Raw genomic sequence first — 16,886 nt, 5'->3', positions numbered from 1 at the left:
ACGCAATTACATTATGATATTTACTTTAATAATAGCACTACCGGTGTTGTATAGTAATAGTGTAAATATCGTTTCGTTTGTTGACTTGAGAATAATGGGTGGTATAGGTGTTTTTATTTTAAGTTTTTGTTTCAAATCTTGGAATGACTTAAAGCAGAAACTCTTTAGCCCTTACATTGTATTTCTAGTAACCTTGTCAATATTTTCTTTTGGACAATCCTTTTTATATACTATAAATTATATTTCAGAAGAAAGAGACTTAATTGGGTATGCAGGAATTACAATTAATGATATCTTTTATGCTCAAAGTTATACATTAGTAATGATTACATGTTTTCATATTGGAGCGTTAATGTCAATTAAGAAATCAAATTATAACACTAAAAAGAGTCTTAATGTAGATTATTCCTTAGCAATAAAAAAAATTGGAATTATTTTGTTCATCATTTCGATTATTCCTTTCTTATATAGTCTTATCAATGATATGATTGTTTCTTTAACAAGAGGATATGGAGCATTGTATGAAATCGAAGAAAGGGTAGGTCTAGATAATATTTTTTTGATTGTAGCTAATTATTTCATACCTTCTTATATTTGCCTTTATGTAGGTTTTAGAAAAAATGTAAAAGTTTTAAGGATGTTGAATATTTTTGCTGTTGTGATAATTATAGTAATTTTTATTACAGGTGGGCGAACAAATGGTGTGATACTTATAGCAACAGCTATACTAATCTATAATTTTATAATTAAGCCATTAACAAAAAAACAATATGTTATTATATTGGTTTTAGGAATATTTCTATTGTCAATTCTCTCTGTTATTTCTAATACACGGAGTAATTCAGGTAGAGGTATAGATTCTTATACTAATAATATTGAAAAAGGCCAAAATTCGGCACTTAATACAATTTGTGAGATGGGAGGTTCAATGTTTTGTTTGATAAAAACAAAAGATTATGTCCCTAATACTGAAGATTATCGATATGGAAAATCGTATTTATTTTCTTTTACAACGTTAATTCCAAATATTAATTTTTGGAAGATTCATCCCGCTGTAAAGGAATCAGACTTAAATGCCTGGTTAACAAAGAAAGTCGATATGGGATACGGAACAGGCTTTTCTATGGTAGCAGAATCATACATAAACTTTGGGTGGTTTGGATCGATAGTGATGTTACTAATGGGATACGTATTTGCTTCATTTATGAACGTTTCTAAAATTAGAAATAATGATTATGCAAAGTTTGTCTTTTGTATGATAATATTTTGGTTTACAATATCTACTGTAAGAAACTCTTTCATAAGCGTTGTAAGGGGGGTGTGTTTTTTTGCTTGGCCTATATACGCATATATAATATATTACACTAAACATCATAAAACTTATGGACTTAATATTCGCAACAGAAGGTAGATTTGTACGTCGAAAAAATGGTGCTATTTATAGTATTGATGGAGGATTTACAAATGCTCTTTGGGATAGATATTTGAATACTTTCGACCGATTATATGTTTTGGCTAGAGTTGATAGTAATGATAATACCCCTATTAATGAGAATTATATTGCATCTAATGAAAAAGTTTCTTTTATTGATGTGCCATACTTTATTGGTCCATTTCAGTATATGAAAAAGAAATTACAGATCCGGCGATTTATGGAAAAAAATATTACTAATGAATTTGCGTATATCTGTCGAGTTCCTGGAGTGATAGGAGGAGAAGCTATAAAAATACTTAGAAAGAAAAGAATCCCTTATGCAGTGGAAGTCGTCGGCGACCCATGGGATGTTTATGCACCAGGTTCAATTAATCACCCTTTGAGACCATTCTTACGTTTATTAGCAACTTACAGCCTAAAAAAAATAGTATTTGAAAGTGATTGTGCTTTATATGTTACCAAGAACGCACTTCAAAAACGATATCCAACTAGAAATGATATATTCAGCATTTCAGCATCAGATGTTTGCATTAAGGATTCTGATATTGTAGAATACCCTATTTTTTTAGATACAAAGAAAGTTTATAATCTAATATCTGTTGGTTCTTTATCACAAATGTATAAATCTCCTGATATAGCTTTAGAAGCTGTTGCAAAACTAAAGAAAGAGGGTATTAATTGTCATTTAACATGGTTAGGTGATGGAATATATCGATTAAAGATGATTGAGTTATCTGAAAAGCTTGGAATTAGAGAGAATGTCGAATTTAAAGGCAATGTTCCCCAAAAAAAAGTTAGAGAAGGCTTGTTACATTCTGATATATTTCTGTTGGTTTCAAGAACAGAAGGTCTTCCACGGGCTGTTATAGAAGCTATGGCTTCCGGATTACCTTGTATAGGAACAAAGGTCGGTGGTATTCCTGAATTGTTGGAAGATGATGTTCTTATAGAACCAAATAATTCAGATGAGTTAGTAGCTATTATAAAAAAAATGATTAGAGATCTTGATTTTTCAAAAAAACAAGTCATAAGAAACATTTCGGAATCATGCAAATATAAAGAATCAATATTAACAGAACATAGAAATATTTTCTTCAACAAACTAATTGAAATTAATAAAAAATGATTGTACTGCATTTAGTAAAAACTTCTGTCGGAGCAACATGGGCTCTCAGACAAATGATTGAATTAGTTAAGTTGGGTGTAGAAGTACATGTTGCCTTGCCTTTAGATGGGTATTTAATATCACGGTACAAAGCAAATGGTATTTATGTTCATGGTCTAAACTATAGTATTAGAGGCTTAGTACAAACTGCTATAAATCTTCGTAAAATAGTGAAAGATGTAAAACCTGACATTATTCATAGTCATTTTGTTTTGACTACGTTAGTTATGCGAATATCTTTAAGAAATATGAATATACCTCGAATTTTTCAAATACCTGGTCCTTTGCATTTAGAAAATAAGTTTTTCAAATTTATAGATATATATTCGGCTAACAAGTATGATTATTGGGTTGGTAGTTGCAATTGGACAAACGCTACTTATGAATCTGCTGGAATCTCAAAAAATAGGTTGTATTTATCGTATTATGGAACAGATATTCTCAATAAAAAATATGAAAACAATAAACTAATTAGAACTGAACTTGGAATAAAAAATGATGATATTTTAGTTGGAATGATTGCTTTTATGTATGCTCCAAAATATTTTTTGGGTCAAAAGCGAGGATTGAAAGGTCATGAAGATTTTATTGATGCAATTTCTTTGGTGTCAAAAAAACATCCCAATGTTCATGGTGTATGTGTTGGTGGTGCTTGGGGTAATGCAATTAATTACGAACAGATTGTAATTAATTATGCAAAAAAAAGAACTAAAAATATTCATTTTCTTGGTACGAGAACTAATGTCCCAGAGTTGTATCAAGATTTATTTTGTGTTGTACATCCTTCGCATAGCGAGAATTTAGGAGGAGCTGGAGAATCGTTACTTTTGGGAATACCTACTATTGCGACAAATATTGGAGGCTTTCCAGATATAGTAGTTAATGAAAAGACAGGACTTCTCGTTCCTCCAAAACAACCTAAAGAATTAGCAAAAGCTATAAACGCTATTATTGAGGGTAAATACAATTTGAAAAAAATCTCAGAAAATGGGAAGAAGCTTGTTTCTGAGATGCTTGATGTAAAAAACACAGCAAAGACAATGTTTGATATTTATCACTCTATAATGATGAAGAATGTATAAACACTTTTTCAAACGCCTTATTGACTGCTTTTTATCGTCATTGATAATAATATGCATTAGTCCTTTATTTATAGTAGTTACTATTTGGCTTCACTTAGCCAACAAAGGTGCTGGAACTTTCTTTTTTCAAGAACGTCCAGGTAAAGATGGCAAGATATTCCGTGTTATCAAGTATAAGACGATGAATGACGAGAGGGATGCGAATGGTCATTTACTGCCTGACGCTGATAGATTGACTAAAATTGGTAGTTTTGTCCGTTCAACAAGTATTGATGAGCTTCCACAACTATTCAATGTATTCAAAGGTGATATGGCTCTGATTGGTCCACGTCCGCTTTTGGTACAATATCTACCATTATACAGCAAAGAACAGGCTCGTCGTCATGATGTTCGTCCAGGAATAACTGGATGGGCACAGTGTAATGGACGTAATGCTATCAGTTGGCATAAGAAATTTGAATTAGACGTTTGGTATGTTGATCACTGTTCATTCATACTCGATATAAAAATAATATTTACCACCATCAAAAAGGTATTTGTTCGTGAGGGAATTTCTTCTGAAACAAGCGCAACAGTAGAGGCTTTTAATGGAAATAACTAAAAAGAGAATAATATGAAAAATATAGCAATTTATGGTGCTGGCGGCTTCGGCCGTGAGGTTTATTGCTTGATTCAGCGAATCAATGCAATAACACCAACTTGGAATGTGATCGGTTTTTTTGACGACGGAAAGGAAATAGGTTCGGCTAACGAATATGGTAAAGTGCTTGGTGGCATCGATGAACTAAATGCTTGGCCTACTACACTAGCAATAATAATTTCAATTGGTTCACCAAAATTGGTGGAGAAAATTGTGAGTAAAATTGAAAATCCTATAATCGATTTTCCCAATATCATAGCTCCCGACACAATTATTATTGATCCGAACAATATATCGTTTGGTAAAGGAAATCTTATATGCACTGGTTGTCTTTTTTCTTGTAATGTGAATATCGGTAACTTCAATACATTCAACGGTTTTGTGACAGTAGGGCATGATGCTTCTTTTGGCGATTTTAATTCTGTGATGCCTGCAGTACGAATTTCAGGAGAAGTTAACGTTGGAAATAGGAACTTCTTAGGGGTTTCATCCGTGGTGTTGCAGCAGATTAAAATAGGTAACGACACAGTGATTGGAGCTAACAGTACAATACTTAGAAGGACAAAAGATGGGTATACCTATGTAGGTAATCCTGCTACTATAGTAAAATATTAATGACTAAAAAAATAGAAACATTATGGAATTAAACGAATTTATTGAAAATTTTGCTGTCCAATTTGATGAAACTGATGCAGCTGAAATCGCAGCAACAACAGTGTTTAAGGGGCTTGACGAGTGGTCATCCCTAATTGCACTTAGCATTATCGCTATGGCTGACGAGGAATATGGCGTTGCTCTAAAGGGTGAAGACATTCGTAATTCGAATACCATTGAAGATTTGTTTAAACTTGTTCAAAGCAGAATATAATAGATGTATAATCCATTTTCTTTAGAAGGGAAGACTATTCTTGTTACTGGAGCTTCTTCGGGTATAGGAGAAACAACAGCAATAGAATGTTCTAAATTAGGGGCCACTCTAATTATTACTGGAAGAAATGAAGAACGTCTAAAAGAAACGTTTGGAAATTTAGAAGGTAAAGAAAGAGCTCACCAACAGATTGTGGCAGATTTATCTATTTCGGCAGAAATTGAGAGGTTAGTATCACTATTACCAGTATTAGATGGATGTGTTAATAATGCAGGAATTTCAAATACTACACTTATTCAATTTTATAAAGAAGAAGAAATAAATAAGCAATATTCTATAAATGTTGTAGCTCCTATACTTTTAACAAAATTCTTAGTCAAGAAAAGAAAAATGAATAAGCATTCATCTATAGTGTTCACTTCTTCTATAGGAGGTGTTTACGTCTCTAGTATCGGGAATGGTATTTATGATACAACAAAAGCTGCTATTGCGTCTTTTGTTCGTACTTCTGCTTTAGAATTATCCACAAAAATGATACGCTGTAATAGTGTTCATCCTGGCATGGTTGAGACTCCTATGACAAAGGCTGACAAGTTATCACAAGAGCAAATAGATGACGATATCAAAAAATATCCTTTAAAAAGACATGGTCAACCAAAAGATATTGCACTTGCGATTATTTATTTACTATCAGATGCATCTTCGTGGGTAACAGGTACAGCATTAAAAGTTGATGGAGGATTTTCATTATAAAATAATTTAATTTATGGCATTTTTATCGGTAAATAACGTTGAAATAGTAGGCCTTGCAGCCGCTGTACCCAAGAATGTGGAGACGCTAGACAATCTCGAGTTCTTTGCACCAGGAGAAGCTGAGAAAGTTATGGCTTTAACGGGCATAAAAGAAAGACGCATAGCTCCCAGGGAAATGGTTTGCTCGGACTATTGTACTATTGCAGCAGAAAAATTAATGGATGAATTAAAATGGGACAAAGAAAGTATTGATACATTGGTATATGTATCAGTTTCTCGTGATTATATTGAGCCAAATACTGCTACAGTTATCCAAGGAAAGTTGGGACTTAAATCTGAATGTATCACGTTCGATATTCCCATGGCTTGTTCTGGATATTGTTATGGACTTTCGATAGTTGCATCTCTACTATCGTCAGGTTGCATAAAGCGTGCTTTATTGCTAGTTGGAGACACTCCATCAAAGATAATATCACCTTTGGACAAAACCCTTTGGCCAATACATGGCGATGCAGGAACAGCAACCGCTCTTGAATATAATATTTCAGCTAAGCCTATGTATTTTAATTTAATGAGTGATGGAACGCAATTTAATGCAATTATAGCTCCTTCAAGTGGTGTTAGAGAACCTATAACCATTGATTCTCTAAAGATTATAGAATTAGAACCTGGAATTGCAAGGAATAAAACTCATGTAGCAATGGACGGGATGGCTGTCTTTTCTTTTACAATAACAAGTGTTCCTAAATGCATAAAATCTTTATGTGAGCATTTCAATCTTGATATCCAAGATTTGGATTACTTACTATTACATCAGGCAAATAAGTATATCGATGAGAAAATTAGAAAGAAGCTAAAAGTTTCAGAAGATAAAGTTCCTTATTGCCTTGAATATTTTGGAAATACAAGCAGTGGAACAATTCCTATGACTATGGTTACACAGATTAGAGAAAAGTTATCAAATAGTCAGAATAGAATGGTGCTTTGCGGGTTCGGAGCTGGTTTGTCTTGGGCTTCAGTATATATTGAGACTAAAGATATAAAAGTATTACCACTTATTGAATATTAACAATGAAAGAGTTTTTAAATAAAGTTGTTTGCATTACTGGAAGCAATAGAGGTATAGGAAAAGAATTGGCAATAACATTTGCTAATGAAGGTGCTAATTTGATTTTATGTAGTAGAGAAGAAAATCCAGAAAGCACAGAATTCTATAAAGAATTAGCTTCAAGATATAAAATAACAGTTTATCCATGTTATTTTGATTTAGAAAGTGATGAATCTATCAAAAAAGGCTTATCTTTTATCAAATCACTAAAAATTAAGATCGATATTTTAGTGAACAATGCTGGTATCCCACATTTGGCGATTCTCCCTTTTACTAGAATTAGTGATGCTAGACGAGTATTTCAAGTTAATTATTTTGCTCAATTAATGATAACTCAATCTCTCTTGTCTATTATGACAAAAACAGGAGGCGCCGCTATTATTAATATGGCTTCAATAGCAGGGATTGACGGTGATATCGGAAATTGTGTTTATGGAGCAACAAAAGCATCGATGATTCTTTTCACTAAGGTATTAGCAAAAGAGGTAGCAAATAGTAAAATTAGAGTGAACGCTGTAGCTCCAGGATTGACCGACACCGATTTTGCGATTACTATGGGTGATAAAGCGATAACATCAATGAAAGAAATATCTACAATGCACAGATTAGGAACTGCACACGAAATATCAAATGCAGTTCTTTTCTTAGCTTCAGATAGAGCATCTTTTATAAATGGACAAGTGTTAAGAGTTGATGGATATATTAAGTAAAAAACGTAAATATTAAGTGATTATGGAAGTAGAAAACAAAATTTTTGAGATTGTGGCATCTGTATGTGAAACAGAAGTAAATAACATCAAGGGAGAAAGTACTATTGGTGATTTTCCTCAATGGGATTCAATGGGACATTTAGCTATATTATCAAAAGTAGAAGAAGCTTTTGATATCAATTTTGATCCTGAAGAAATGATGGATCTTGAAGATGTGAATGATATAGAAAAAGCAGTAAAGGCTAAGTTGTAAACTATTATGACTATTGAAGAAATCATTTATCAAAACTCGCTTAATGAACCTAATAAGATTGCTGTCATTTCAGGTGAAATATCATTGTCTTATTCAGATTTATGGCTAAAAATAGAGGAAGCTGCTTCATATTTTCTATTAAGAACAGACATTAATGCTGGCGATAGAATTATTATATCTGCCAGTAAAAACGTTAACTTCATATATTCTTATCTAGGAGCTCATTTGGCTAAGCTGATATGTGTTCCGATAGATACAGAAACTAACGAAGTAAGGTTAGAGCGTATATACAACCAGTCTCAGCCAAAACTAATCATAGGAGAATTAAGGGACTCAAAAGGTTTTGACGTAATTCCATTTGCTGAAGTATCATCAGAAACTAAACAAGTATATTCTTTTCCAGATGAAACGTCTATTGCAGATTTACTATTCACTACAGGAACTACAGGATTGCCAAAAGGAGTAGCTTTGTCATATAATAATCTTTTGTCGGCAGCTAAAAATATAAATTCCTTCATTGGCAATAACTCAAGTGATATTGAATTGTTGGCATTACCAATTAGTCATTCTTTCGGTCTAGGAAGATTGAGATGCACACTAGTGCAAGGCGCAACATTAGTTTTGCTTGGTAGCTTTGCAAGTATGAAGAAATTTTACAACGAAATTGAACGTTGTGGAGTTACTGGTTTTGGAATGGTTCCAGCTAGCTGGGCTTATATCAAGAAAATGAGCTCAGAAAGAATAGCAAAATACGCAGATCAACTGAAATACATTGAGATAGGAAGTGCGTTTATGCCAGTTGAAGATAAAAAACTATTAATGAACTTACTTCCTAAAACAAGGATATGTATGCACTATGGTTTGACTGAGGCGTCAAGAAGTGCCTTTATTAGTTTTCACGATGATATAGCACATCTAAATACTGTTGGAAAAAGTTCACCTAATACAGAAATAGAAGTTTATAGTGAAAAAGGAGAATTACTAGGACCTAATAAAGAAGGTGAAATTTGTGTAAAAGGAAATCATGTTTGTTCGGCCTATTGGGGTTTGCCTAAATCAGATTTTGATAATGATTTCAATGGAGAATTCTTCAAAACAGGCGATTGGGGATACAAAAATTTTGAAGGATACATATACTTAAAAAGTAGGAAGAAGGAGATTATCAATGTAGGTGGAAAGAAAGTAAGTCCAATAGAAGTTGAAGAATTTATCAATAAAATTGATGGCATTCTAGAGTCTGCTTGTATTGGAGTAAAAGACAATGTTTTCGGTGAAGTAGTAAAAGCTTTTATCGTGTGTGATAATGAAATCAAAGATGCTGAAATCAAAGAGATATTAAAGTCACAAATCGAAAACTACAAGATACCAGTTTATATTGAAAAAATATATGAAATACCCAAAACGAATTCGGGAAAGATTCAAAGATTAATGTTGAAATAATTTAATATGAATAATGTAACAAAAGTTGATTCTTTACTAAGTATGTCACCATACAATGATAGCGAAGAGAGCAACAATGCATATTGGGAAGCGTTATCAGAAGAATTGCAATTTCAATATCAGAATAATGAGATGTATCACAATTTTTGTGATAGAAAGGGTTTTAACCCAATGAATGGAATCAATTCTTTAGAGTCAATACCACCAGTGGCTGTTAGTGTTTTTAAGGAGTTGGGCTTCAAACTAAACTCTGTACCGCAAGAAGACCTAACAATGGCTTTGCAATCTTCAGCTACTTCAGGTATTCCTAGTACTATTGTTGTGGATAAGATAACATCAAAAAGACAAGCTAAAGCAATGGTAAAGGTCGTTAGTGAGTTCATTGGCAACGAGAGAATACCATTCCTAATAATGGATATTGATCCAAAGTCTACGTCAAGAAAAGTATTAGGAGCTAGATTTGCAGCAGTAACAGGGTATCTTAAGTTTGCTAGTAAAGTTGGGTATTTTTTAAAGACTGATGAGAATAATATCTCATATTTTGATGTTTATGGCATTTCTGAATATCTAGAGCAAATTGCAACAGGCCAACCAGTCATAGTATTTGGTTTTACATATATTTTATATCAGAATGTGTTAAAATCAATTAAAAATTCAAATATAAAATTTCAGTTGCCAAAAGGTTCAAAGGTGATACATATTGGGGGCTGGAAGAAATTGGAAAGTGAGAAAATCAGTAAAGAAGACTTCAATAAGGAACTATCTGATTGTTTTAGCATTGATCCAATAGATATAATTGATATTTACGGTTTTACGGAACAGATGGGATTGAATTACCCTGATTGCCCTTGTGGATGCAAGCATGCATCTTCTTATGTTAAGGTCTTAGTTAGAGATGTTGTTACTAGAGATATTTTACCAGTAGGAAAAGAAGGTATGCTTGAGTTTATTACTCCGATACCGCACTCTTATCCTGGCAATGCTGTATTGACAGATGACCTAGGAGAATTAGTAGAAGGAGAATGTCCTTACGGAAGATCTGGACAACGTTTCCTAATCAAAGGAAGACTTAAGAAAGCTGAAGTTAGGGGATGCGGTGATATACTTTCAAACAAACTAACATTCCAAAAGTCAAACAATTCTATTGATAATGAAGATTCAAAACTAGATATTCAATATTTCAAGAATGAAGTAATTGGAGAGCTTGGATATGCAAAATTAGATTCAATAATAGAACAATTAAAAAGCAAACTGAATTGGATTAGACAACAACCTATAGAATCGTTGATAGGTTTGATTGATTTAGCATCTAAGAGATGGATTAGCGACCCTAAATTTTCGTTCTTGAAAGACAAAGGGCTTCTGTTCTTAAGTAATTGGTGTAGCGCTACTCACCTTAATGATATTGCAAAGGAGGGCCTTCGTGGAAATATAGCTTATTGTGATACATTCCAACCATTTGCAAGTTCATCAAAGCATCTATTAAGAGCGAATTCGAGAGGATTGTGTGGACATTGGATGGCTGGAAATGTTCAGATTCTTGGCGTTTTTGCATTGGTTCAATGTATAATAACTAAGAATGTAAATCTTTTGAAAGTGTCAGGAAAAGATGATGGCGTTTTTGCAACATTACTGAGTGTCTTTGAAGGACTGGAATATACTTCAACTTCTGGTTATACAATATCGGGTAATGATTTGTTAGAAACTATAGCAGTTGTATATTTCTCAAGAAGCGCAGTTAAGTTAGGTGAAAAGATGTCAAAAGCATCAGATGTTAGAATAGCTTGGGGGGGAAAAGAATCCGTAGAAACAGTAGCAAACTATCCTTCAATGATTGATAGTGAGACTATCATATTTGGTCCTAAGTTATCTTATGCAGTTATTGCATCAGAAGAACTGTCATCAGAACAGGCTGCAAAGAAATTAGCTAGAAGGGTATCAGTTGATGTCTCTGTGTTTGATCAATCAGGCTGTGCATCTCCTCATAATTTATATATTGAGAAAAGCGGAACCGTTACTCCTGAAAGATTCTGTGAAATTCTTGCTGAATCATTTCCAAAAACAGAATTGCAGATTCCCAAACCAGCTATTTCACCTGAGCAAGTGTCTGCAATACATTCGGCTCGAGGAATATACGATTTCAAAGGTAAAGTATGGGGCAGTGATTCTATGAGTTGGTCTATTCTCTACGATGATGAGAATATTATCAATAAACCAGTATATTCACGAGTCTTAATAATTCATTCAGTTGACCATATTAATGATACGTTACAACATATTGGAGACTACATTCAAACAATAGGCATAGCTGCTCCTGAAGACAAAGCTATTGATTTCGCAAATAAGGCAACTATGGCTGGTGTAGCAAGATGCCCATTAATTGGCAGAATGTTGAATTTCGAAATGCCCTGGGATGGAATGTTCCTTATTGATAGGTTAGTTAAGTGGAATACATTATTTGGACCTTTATTATAAAATGCTGAAAATAGACACTATAGTTAATTCAATTTTCAACTCAAATACGTATATCATAAGTGACACAAAGTCTTCGGACGCTTGGCTGGTAGATTGCGGTGATCTTGAGCCTATCTTAACTGGATTAGAGAAAAGACAATTAGAACTAAAGGGTATTTTTATAACTCATACTCATTTCGACCATATCTATGGACTTAACAAGATTACTAAAGAATATCCCGAAACTATTATATATACGTCAGAAGTCGGTGTGGATGCATTGTCAGATAGTAAATTGAATTTGTCGAAATATCATGAAATGCCTTTCGTTTATGAAGGTTGTAATGATGTTGTCTGCAAAGAAGGCGATAATATTAAATTATTTTCTGAAGTTGATATGCAAGTAATAGAAACTCCAGGTCACAATCCGAGTTGTTTATCTTTTTACATCCCCATACAGAATGTGATATTTACTGGAGATTCATTAATACCAGGGATAAAGACAGTGACATATTTCCCTAAAAGTAATAAAACTCTAGCCAAAGAATCTGAAGTGAAAATTATGCATTTATGTAATCAATTTACGATTGTACATCCTGGACATAATGAATCTATTCTTCTGAAGTATTTAAAAGGATAATCATACTAAAATTAGCAACAACAACATGTTTTAATATTAAAAAACTTTTTTATATTTAATAATTCTATATACTAAAATAATAGAATGTATAATTTCAAATAACAAAAATATAGAGTACTAAAAACTAAGGTTCAGTTCTCTATGAGAACTTTTCTAATAATGTAAGAATTAATATCGAATATATTGATAATTAGGGCTTTATGAAAAATGTAAAGATTGTTATCTATTTAGTTCTTAGTAAATATTTAAACGATTAAATTTCAATATAAATGGAACATAAAAGAATTTATTTGTGCCTTGCTCACATGAGCGGCAATGAACAGAAGTATATTCAAGAGGCGTTCGACACTAACTGGGTGGTGCCTCTCGGACCAAACGTAAACGGATTTGAAAACGACCTTGCCGAATTTGTGGGCGGAGAGAAAGATATTGTTGCGCTTAGTTCGGGAACAGCAGCTGTACATTTGGCTCTTTTGGCTTGCGGTGTTGGTCAAGGTGATGAAGTTATTGTGCAGAGTTTTACTTTCTGTGCATCATCTCACCCCATTACTTATCTTGGTGCTACTCCTGTTTTTGTGGACAGTGAGGAAGATACTTGGAATATGGATCCTATACTTTTGAAAGAGGCTATTGTGGATAGAATTGCCAAGACTGGTAAGAAGCCTAAGGCTATTGTTCCAGTTTACCTTTATGGTATGCCAGCAAAGATAGACGAAATTATGGCGGTTGCCAATGAATTTGATATTCCTGTTATCGAAGATGCAGCCGAAGGGTTTGGCTCTAAGTATAAAGGTAAGGTCTGTGGCACATTTGGTAAATTTGGTGTCCTTTCTTTCAACGGCAACAAGATGATTACTACATCTGGTGGTGGTGCAATGATTTGTGAAAACAAAGCAGCTAAAGATGAAATTATGTTCTATGCTACACAAGCTCGTGAAGCATTCCCTTATTATCAACACGAGAAAATCGGTTACAATTACAGATTGTCAAATATCTGTGCTGGCATAGGTCGTGGCCAAATGACCGTTGCTGCAGAGCATATTGCGCATCACAAACACGTCTATGAGCTTTATTGCGAACTATTGAAGGATGTTGAAGGCATTAGCATTCATAAGAATGCTTTTGAAGGATGTGATAGTAATTTCTGGTTGAATACGATCACAATTGACCCATCTATTCGCGTGCAGGGTGAAGAAAACGCTTATGCCGTAGCCGTGCAAGGTGCTGTTGGTGGTGCAGCAGGTGTTACTCACAAATCTGGGTCTATCCATACTGATTGTGAACCAAACACAAACGTTGAAGCCATGAGAATTTACTTAGATGCAGCAGGCATTGAGTCAAGACCACTTTGGAAGCCAATGCACAAGCAACCTGTTTATGCTAAATCTCCAGCCTATGTGAATGGTGTGTCTGAAAGTCTATTCAAGAAAGGTATGTGCCTTCCTTCAGGACCAATGGTAACAGACGAAGATGTAAAATATATTGTTGGCAAAATAAAGGAATGTATTAAAATAGAGCAATATGGTACTTTAGTGGCATCAATTTTAAGTAAGACTCTGGTAAGGTAAGTCTCATAAATTATAAATTCTGTCAATTTTGACAAATTTCCCAGTATAATATTATCCTCAGTTGGTCATGTTTAGTCTTGACGACAGTAAACGCTACCTGCTGTGCAGTGAGCCGACGGATATGCAAAAAAGCTTTCACACGTTAAGTAAGTTTTTATATTTGCGGTCAAGAAATAGGTCGCATTATAATGAATATTGAAATTAACTATTTAAATCTATAAAAATGATTCCAAAAATCACCAATTGGTATTTCTCTAAGAAAGCACTTCCTTATTGGGGGGTACTTGCTTTGGATTGTCTTATTGTAATGTTCTCAGGATACGTTGCAAAGTATCTTGAAGTTGGAGGTTTAGAATTTGCTCAGTTATTCTGGCCAATGACAAATGGCATAATAATCAGCCTAGTGTTTTATGCTGTGTCATTTCGCCTATTTCGTACATACGCCGGTATTATCCGTTATTCATCGTTTATAGACCTTCAGCATGTAGCGTTCGCCGCATTTACAGGATCAGTGCTTACCTACATAGCCTCTTTTGCACTGGAATCTGTCAGGGGTGTCAATATGCCCGATCTTTTGGGCGTTTGTGCCATGTTCTTCGTCTCAACATTCCTGATGTGGTTGGAACGTGTGGCCGTGAAGCGTATGTTCGATGGGTTTCGTGCAGAGGATGCAACGCCTGTTGCCATCTATGGAACCAAGGCTGGTGGTATTAGCATTGCTTTCAGCATCATAAACGTAAAGGTAAAGAAATACCGTCTTGTGGCTTTCATCACAGATGGTGTGGAAATGAAGAATACTTATTTGCTGGGTAAGAAGGTTCTCTTAAATGGTAATGGTATTGCTGAAGATTTGAAGCAGATGGGCGTAAAAGTGCTCCTCGTTTCTCCGCTAAAAAGTGAGTTATTCCGCAAGAATGCAGACATGATCGATGAATTCCTTGCTGCTGGTATCAAAATCATGATGCCGTCTGCAGCGGAGGAATGGGATGGTAAGACTCCTCTGACTACCCAGAACCTCAAGGAAGTGGATATTGAAGACCTTCTACCTCGTGATAAGATTGAGGTGAATATGGATGCCATTGGTGCATTGCTCACCGGTAAGAAGATTCTTATTACGGGTGCTGCTGGTTCCATTGGCAGTGAGATGGTTCGCCAAGTGGCGGTGTACAAGCCTGCGAAGATGATTCTTATTGATCAGGCAGAGACTCCTATGCACACTGTACGTCTGATGATGGCTCGTGAGTTCGGTGACATTGAGAGTAAAACAATTGTTTCCAGCATTACTAATAAAAAACACATGGAGAAGATCTTTGCTGAGTATCAGCCGGATTACGTGTTTCATGCAGCTGCCTACAAGCATGTGCCAATGATGGAGAACAACCCTGCTATTGCTATTCAGAATAACATATATGGTACACGTTTAATTGCAGATCTTGCTGTGAAGTACGGCACCAGGAAGTTCGTGATGATCTCCACCGATAAGGCGGTTAACCCAACCAATGTAATGGGTTGCTCAAAGCGAATCTGTGAGATTTACTGTCAGTCACTCAATAAGGCTATTGTTGAGGGTAAGATGAAGGGGGTTACTCAGTTTGTAACCACTCGTTTCGGTAACGTGTTGGGAAGCAATGGCTCAGTAATTCCTCTGTTCCGTGAGCAGATTAAGAGGGGGGGGCCGCTTACCGTTACTCATCCGGATATTACTCGCTTCTTTATGCTGATTCCTGAGGCTTGTAAGCTCGTGCTTGAGGCCGGTACCATGGGTAAAGGTGGCGAAATCTTTGTTTTCGATATGGGTGAACCGGTAAAAATTACTCAACTTGCTACACGCATGATCAACCTTTGCGGAGCCAAGGATATTGAAATAAAGTTCACCGGACTTCGTGAAGGCGAGAAGCTTTACGAGGAGGTGCTGAATGATGAAGAGCAGACAAAGCCTACACACCATCCTAAGATTATGATTGCCAACGTTCGTGAATACGATTACGAGACTGCATGCCAAAACGAAACTCGTTTGCTGGAAGCATCCCGCTCGTTCGATGATATGGCCATTGTGAAGATAATGAAAGAAATTGTGCCGGAGTACAAGAGTAAATGCTCTAAGTATGAGGTTTTGGATAAAACCTTGAATGCGCAACTTATGACTGATATCTTATTAAAAATAAACTCGACCCATTGATAAGGAACAGCAAATAAAGGAATATAATCAAGAATAAAAAATAAGAGTGTTTAGTAACTAAATGCTCTTATTTTTAATAGATATACCACTAAATTAATCAGTTTTCAGCTTCTGTATAATCTGTGCGTAGAGCTGTTCAAGGAAATAGATAAAAAAGACAGTGCTGCAATTTATGAAAAAAACAAAGTTGCATATTTTATGTCTTTTTTTCTAGAATTTTCGGAATTGCAATCGTGCAGAAGACGAATTCAGTGTCATTTTCTCTGAACTAATATTTTCAATGCCAAAAGATTGAATGGTATCATTCATACCATAAGCTGCTACAGCTTTTTTGTTACTACTACGTATCACAAGATAAATTGAATCTCCTTTATGGCTAAAGGTGCCATGACATGTAGCTGCACCTTGCAACTGAACCATGTGTAGCTGGATGCAATAATAAAGCTGAACGGGCACTTCAGCCGGTTTATCTTTCTTCTCAATCTTCATTAATTGCCACATGCCATCCAAATCTCCGTTAATGGAAGCCTTCTGGCACGAGGTTATACTTATCAAAACAATAAAAGTCAGTAGAATATATTTCTTTTTCAT

At 34.8% G+C, this 16,886-nt stretch carries 16 protein-coding genes; 15 read left to right on the top strand and 1 reads right to left on the bottom strand.

Features of this window, described 5'->3' with window-relative positions:
- Positions 1 to 13: 13 nt before the first annotated feature.
- The 15 genes from wzy to BUC21_RS03785 all read left to right on the top strand — a co-directional run bounded on the left by wzy (position 14) and on the right by BUC21_RS03785 (position 16,295).
- On the top strand, positions 14 to 1,411 hold the full coding sequence (gene wzy / locus BUC21_RS03855; RefSeq protein WP_175550472.1) for an O-antigen polysaccharide polymerase Wzy: 1,398 nt from the start codon (positions 14 to 16) through the stop codon (positions 1,409 to 1,411).
- The gene (locus BUC21_RS03850; RefSeq protein WP_073399383.1) at positions 1,383 to 2,561 is read left to right on the top strand and encodes a glycosyltransferase; all 1,179 of its coding nucleotides are present in this window, start codon (positions 1,383 to 1,385) and stop codon (positions 2,559 to 2,561) included. The genes wzy and BUC21_RS03850 overlap by 29 nt, the downstream gene beginning before the upstream one ends.
- On the top strand, positions 2,558 to 3,682 hold the full coding sequence (locus tag BUC21_RS03845; RefSeq protein ID WP_073399381.1) for a glycosyltransferase: 1,125 nt from the start codon (positions 2,558 to 2,560) through the stop codon (positions 3,680 to 3,682). The genes BUC21_RS03850 and BUC21_RS03845 overlap by 4 nt, the downstream gene beginning before the upstream one ends.
- Positions 3,675 to 4,283 carry a sugar transferase gene (locus tag BUC21_RS03840; protein ID WP_073399379.1) on the top strand — a complete coding sequence of 203 codons (609 nt, stop codon included), beginning with the start codon at positions 3,675 to 3,677 and terminating at the stop codon, positions 4,281 to 4,283. Before BUC21_RS03845 ends, BUC21_RS03840 begins: the two co-directional genes overlap by 8 nt.
- A gap of 12 nt (positions 4,284 to 4,295) precedes the next feature.
- Positions 4,296 to 4,937, top strand: a complete 642-nt coding sequence (locus tag BUC21_RS03835) for a NeuD/PglB/VioB family sugar acetyltransferase (RefSeq protein WP_073399377.1) — start codon at positions 4,296 to 4,298, stop codon at positions 4,935 to 4,937.
- Between the two features lie 22 nt (positions 4,938 to 4,959).
- Positions 4,960 to 5,190, top strand: a complete 231-nt coding sequence (locus BUC21_RS03830) for an acyl carrier protein (RefSeq protein ID WP_073399375.1) — start codon at positions 4,960 to 4,962, stop codon at positions 5,188 to 5,190.
- Between the two features lie 3 nt (positions 5,191 to 5,193).
- On the top strand, positions 5,194 to 5,943 hold the full coding sequence (locus BUC21_RS03825; RefSeq protein ID WP_073399373.1) for an SDR family NAD(P)-dependent oxidoreductase: 750 nt from the start codon (positions 5,194 to 5,196) through the stop codon (positions 5,941 to 5,943).
- Positions 5,944 to 5,956: 13 nt separating this feature from the next.
- Entirely contained in the window at positions 5,957 to 7,012 is a 1,056-nt protein-coding gene (locus tag BUC21_RS03820) for a 3-oxoacyl-ACP synthase III family protein (RefSeq protein WP_073399371.1), read from the top strand.
- A gap of 2 nt (positions 7,013 to 7,014) precedes the next feature.
- The gene (locus BUC21_RS03815; RefSeq protein WP_073399369.1) at positions 7,015 to 7,761 is read left to right on the top strand and encodes an SDR family NAD(P)-dependent oxidoreductase; all 747 of its coding nucleotides are present in this window, start codon (positions 7,015 to 7,017) and stop codon (positions 7,759 to 7,761) included.
- 22 nt (positions 7,762 to 7,783) lie between these two features.
- Positions 7,784 to 8,014: an acyl carrier protein gene (locus BUC21_RS03810; protein ID WP_073399367.1), complete on the top strand. Its 231-nt coding sequence runs from the start codon at positions 7,784 to 7,786 to the stop codon at positions 8,012 to 8,014.
- Between the two features lie 6 nt (positions 8,015 to 8,020).
- The gene (locus BUC21_RS03805) at positions 8,021 to 9,454 is read left to right on the top strand and encodes a class I adenylate-forming enzyme family protein (RefSeq protein WP_073399364.1); all 1,434 of its coding nucleotides are present in this window, start codon (positions 8,021 to 8,023) and stop codon (positions 9,452 to 9,454) included.
- Positions 9,455 to 9,460: 6 nt separating this feature from the next.
- Positions 9,461 to 11,929, top strand: coding sequence for a LuxE/PaaK family acyltransferase (locus BUC21_RS03800; protein WP_073399362.1), 2,469 nt, complete (start codon positions 9,461 to 9,463; stop codon positions 11,927 to 11,929).
- A 1-nt stretch (position 11,930) separates the two neighbouring features.
- Entirely contained in the window at positions 11,931 to 12,548 is a 618-nt protein-coding gene (locus BUC21_RS03795) for an MBL fold metallo-hydrolase (protein WP_073399360.1), read from the top strand.
- A gap of 269 nt (positions 12,549 to 12,817) precedes the next feature.
- Positions 12,818 to 14,116: a DegT/DnrJ/EryC1/StrS family aminotransferase gene (locus BUC21_RS03790; protein WP_073399357.1), complete on the top strand. Its 1,299-nt coding sequence runs from the start codon at positions 12,818 to 12,820 to the stop codon at positions 14,114 to 14,116.
- A gap of 223 nt (positions 14,117 to 14,339) precedes the next feature.
- Positions 14,340 to 16,295, top strand: a complete 1,956-nt coding sequence (locus BUC21_RS03785; RefSeq protein ID WP_073399355.1) for a polysaccharide biosynthesis protein — start codon at positions 14,340 to 14,342, stop codon at positions 16,293 to 16,295.
- A gap of 210 nt (positions 16,296 to 16,505) precedes the next feature.
- Here the strand turns inward: BUC21_RS03785 and BUC21_RS03780 are convergent, their stop codons facing one another.
- Positions 16,506 to 16,886 carry a lipocalin-like domain-containing protein gene (locus BUC21_RS03780; protein ID WP_073399353.1) on the bottom strand — a complete coding sequence of 127 codons (381 nt, stop codon included), beginning with the start codon at positions 16,884 to 16,886 and terminating at the stop codon, positions 16,506 to 16,508.

Origin of the sequence: Bacteroides luti, assembly GCF_900128905.1 — a bacterium.
GTDB classification, from domain to species: Bacteria; Bacteroidota; Bacteroidia; order Bacteroidales; family Bacteroidaceae; genus Bacteroides; species Bacteroides luti.
This window is presented reverse-complemented; position numbering and strand designations above follow the sequence as displayed.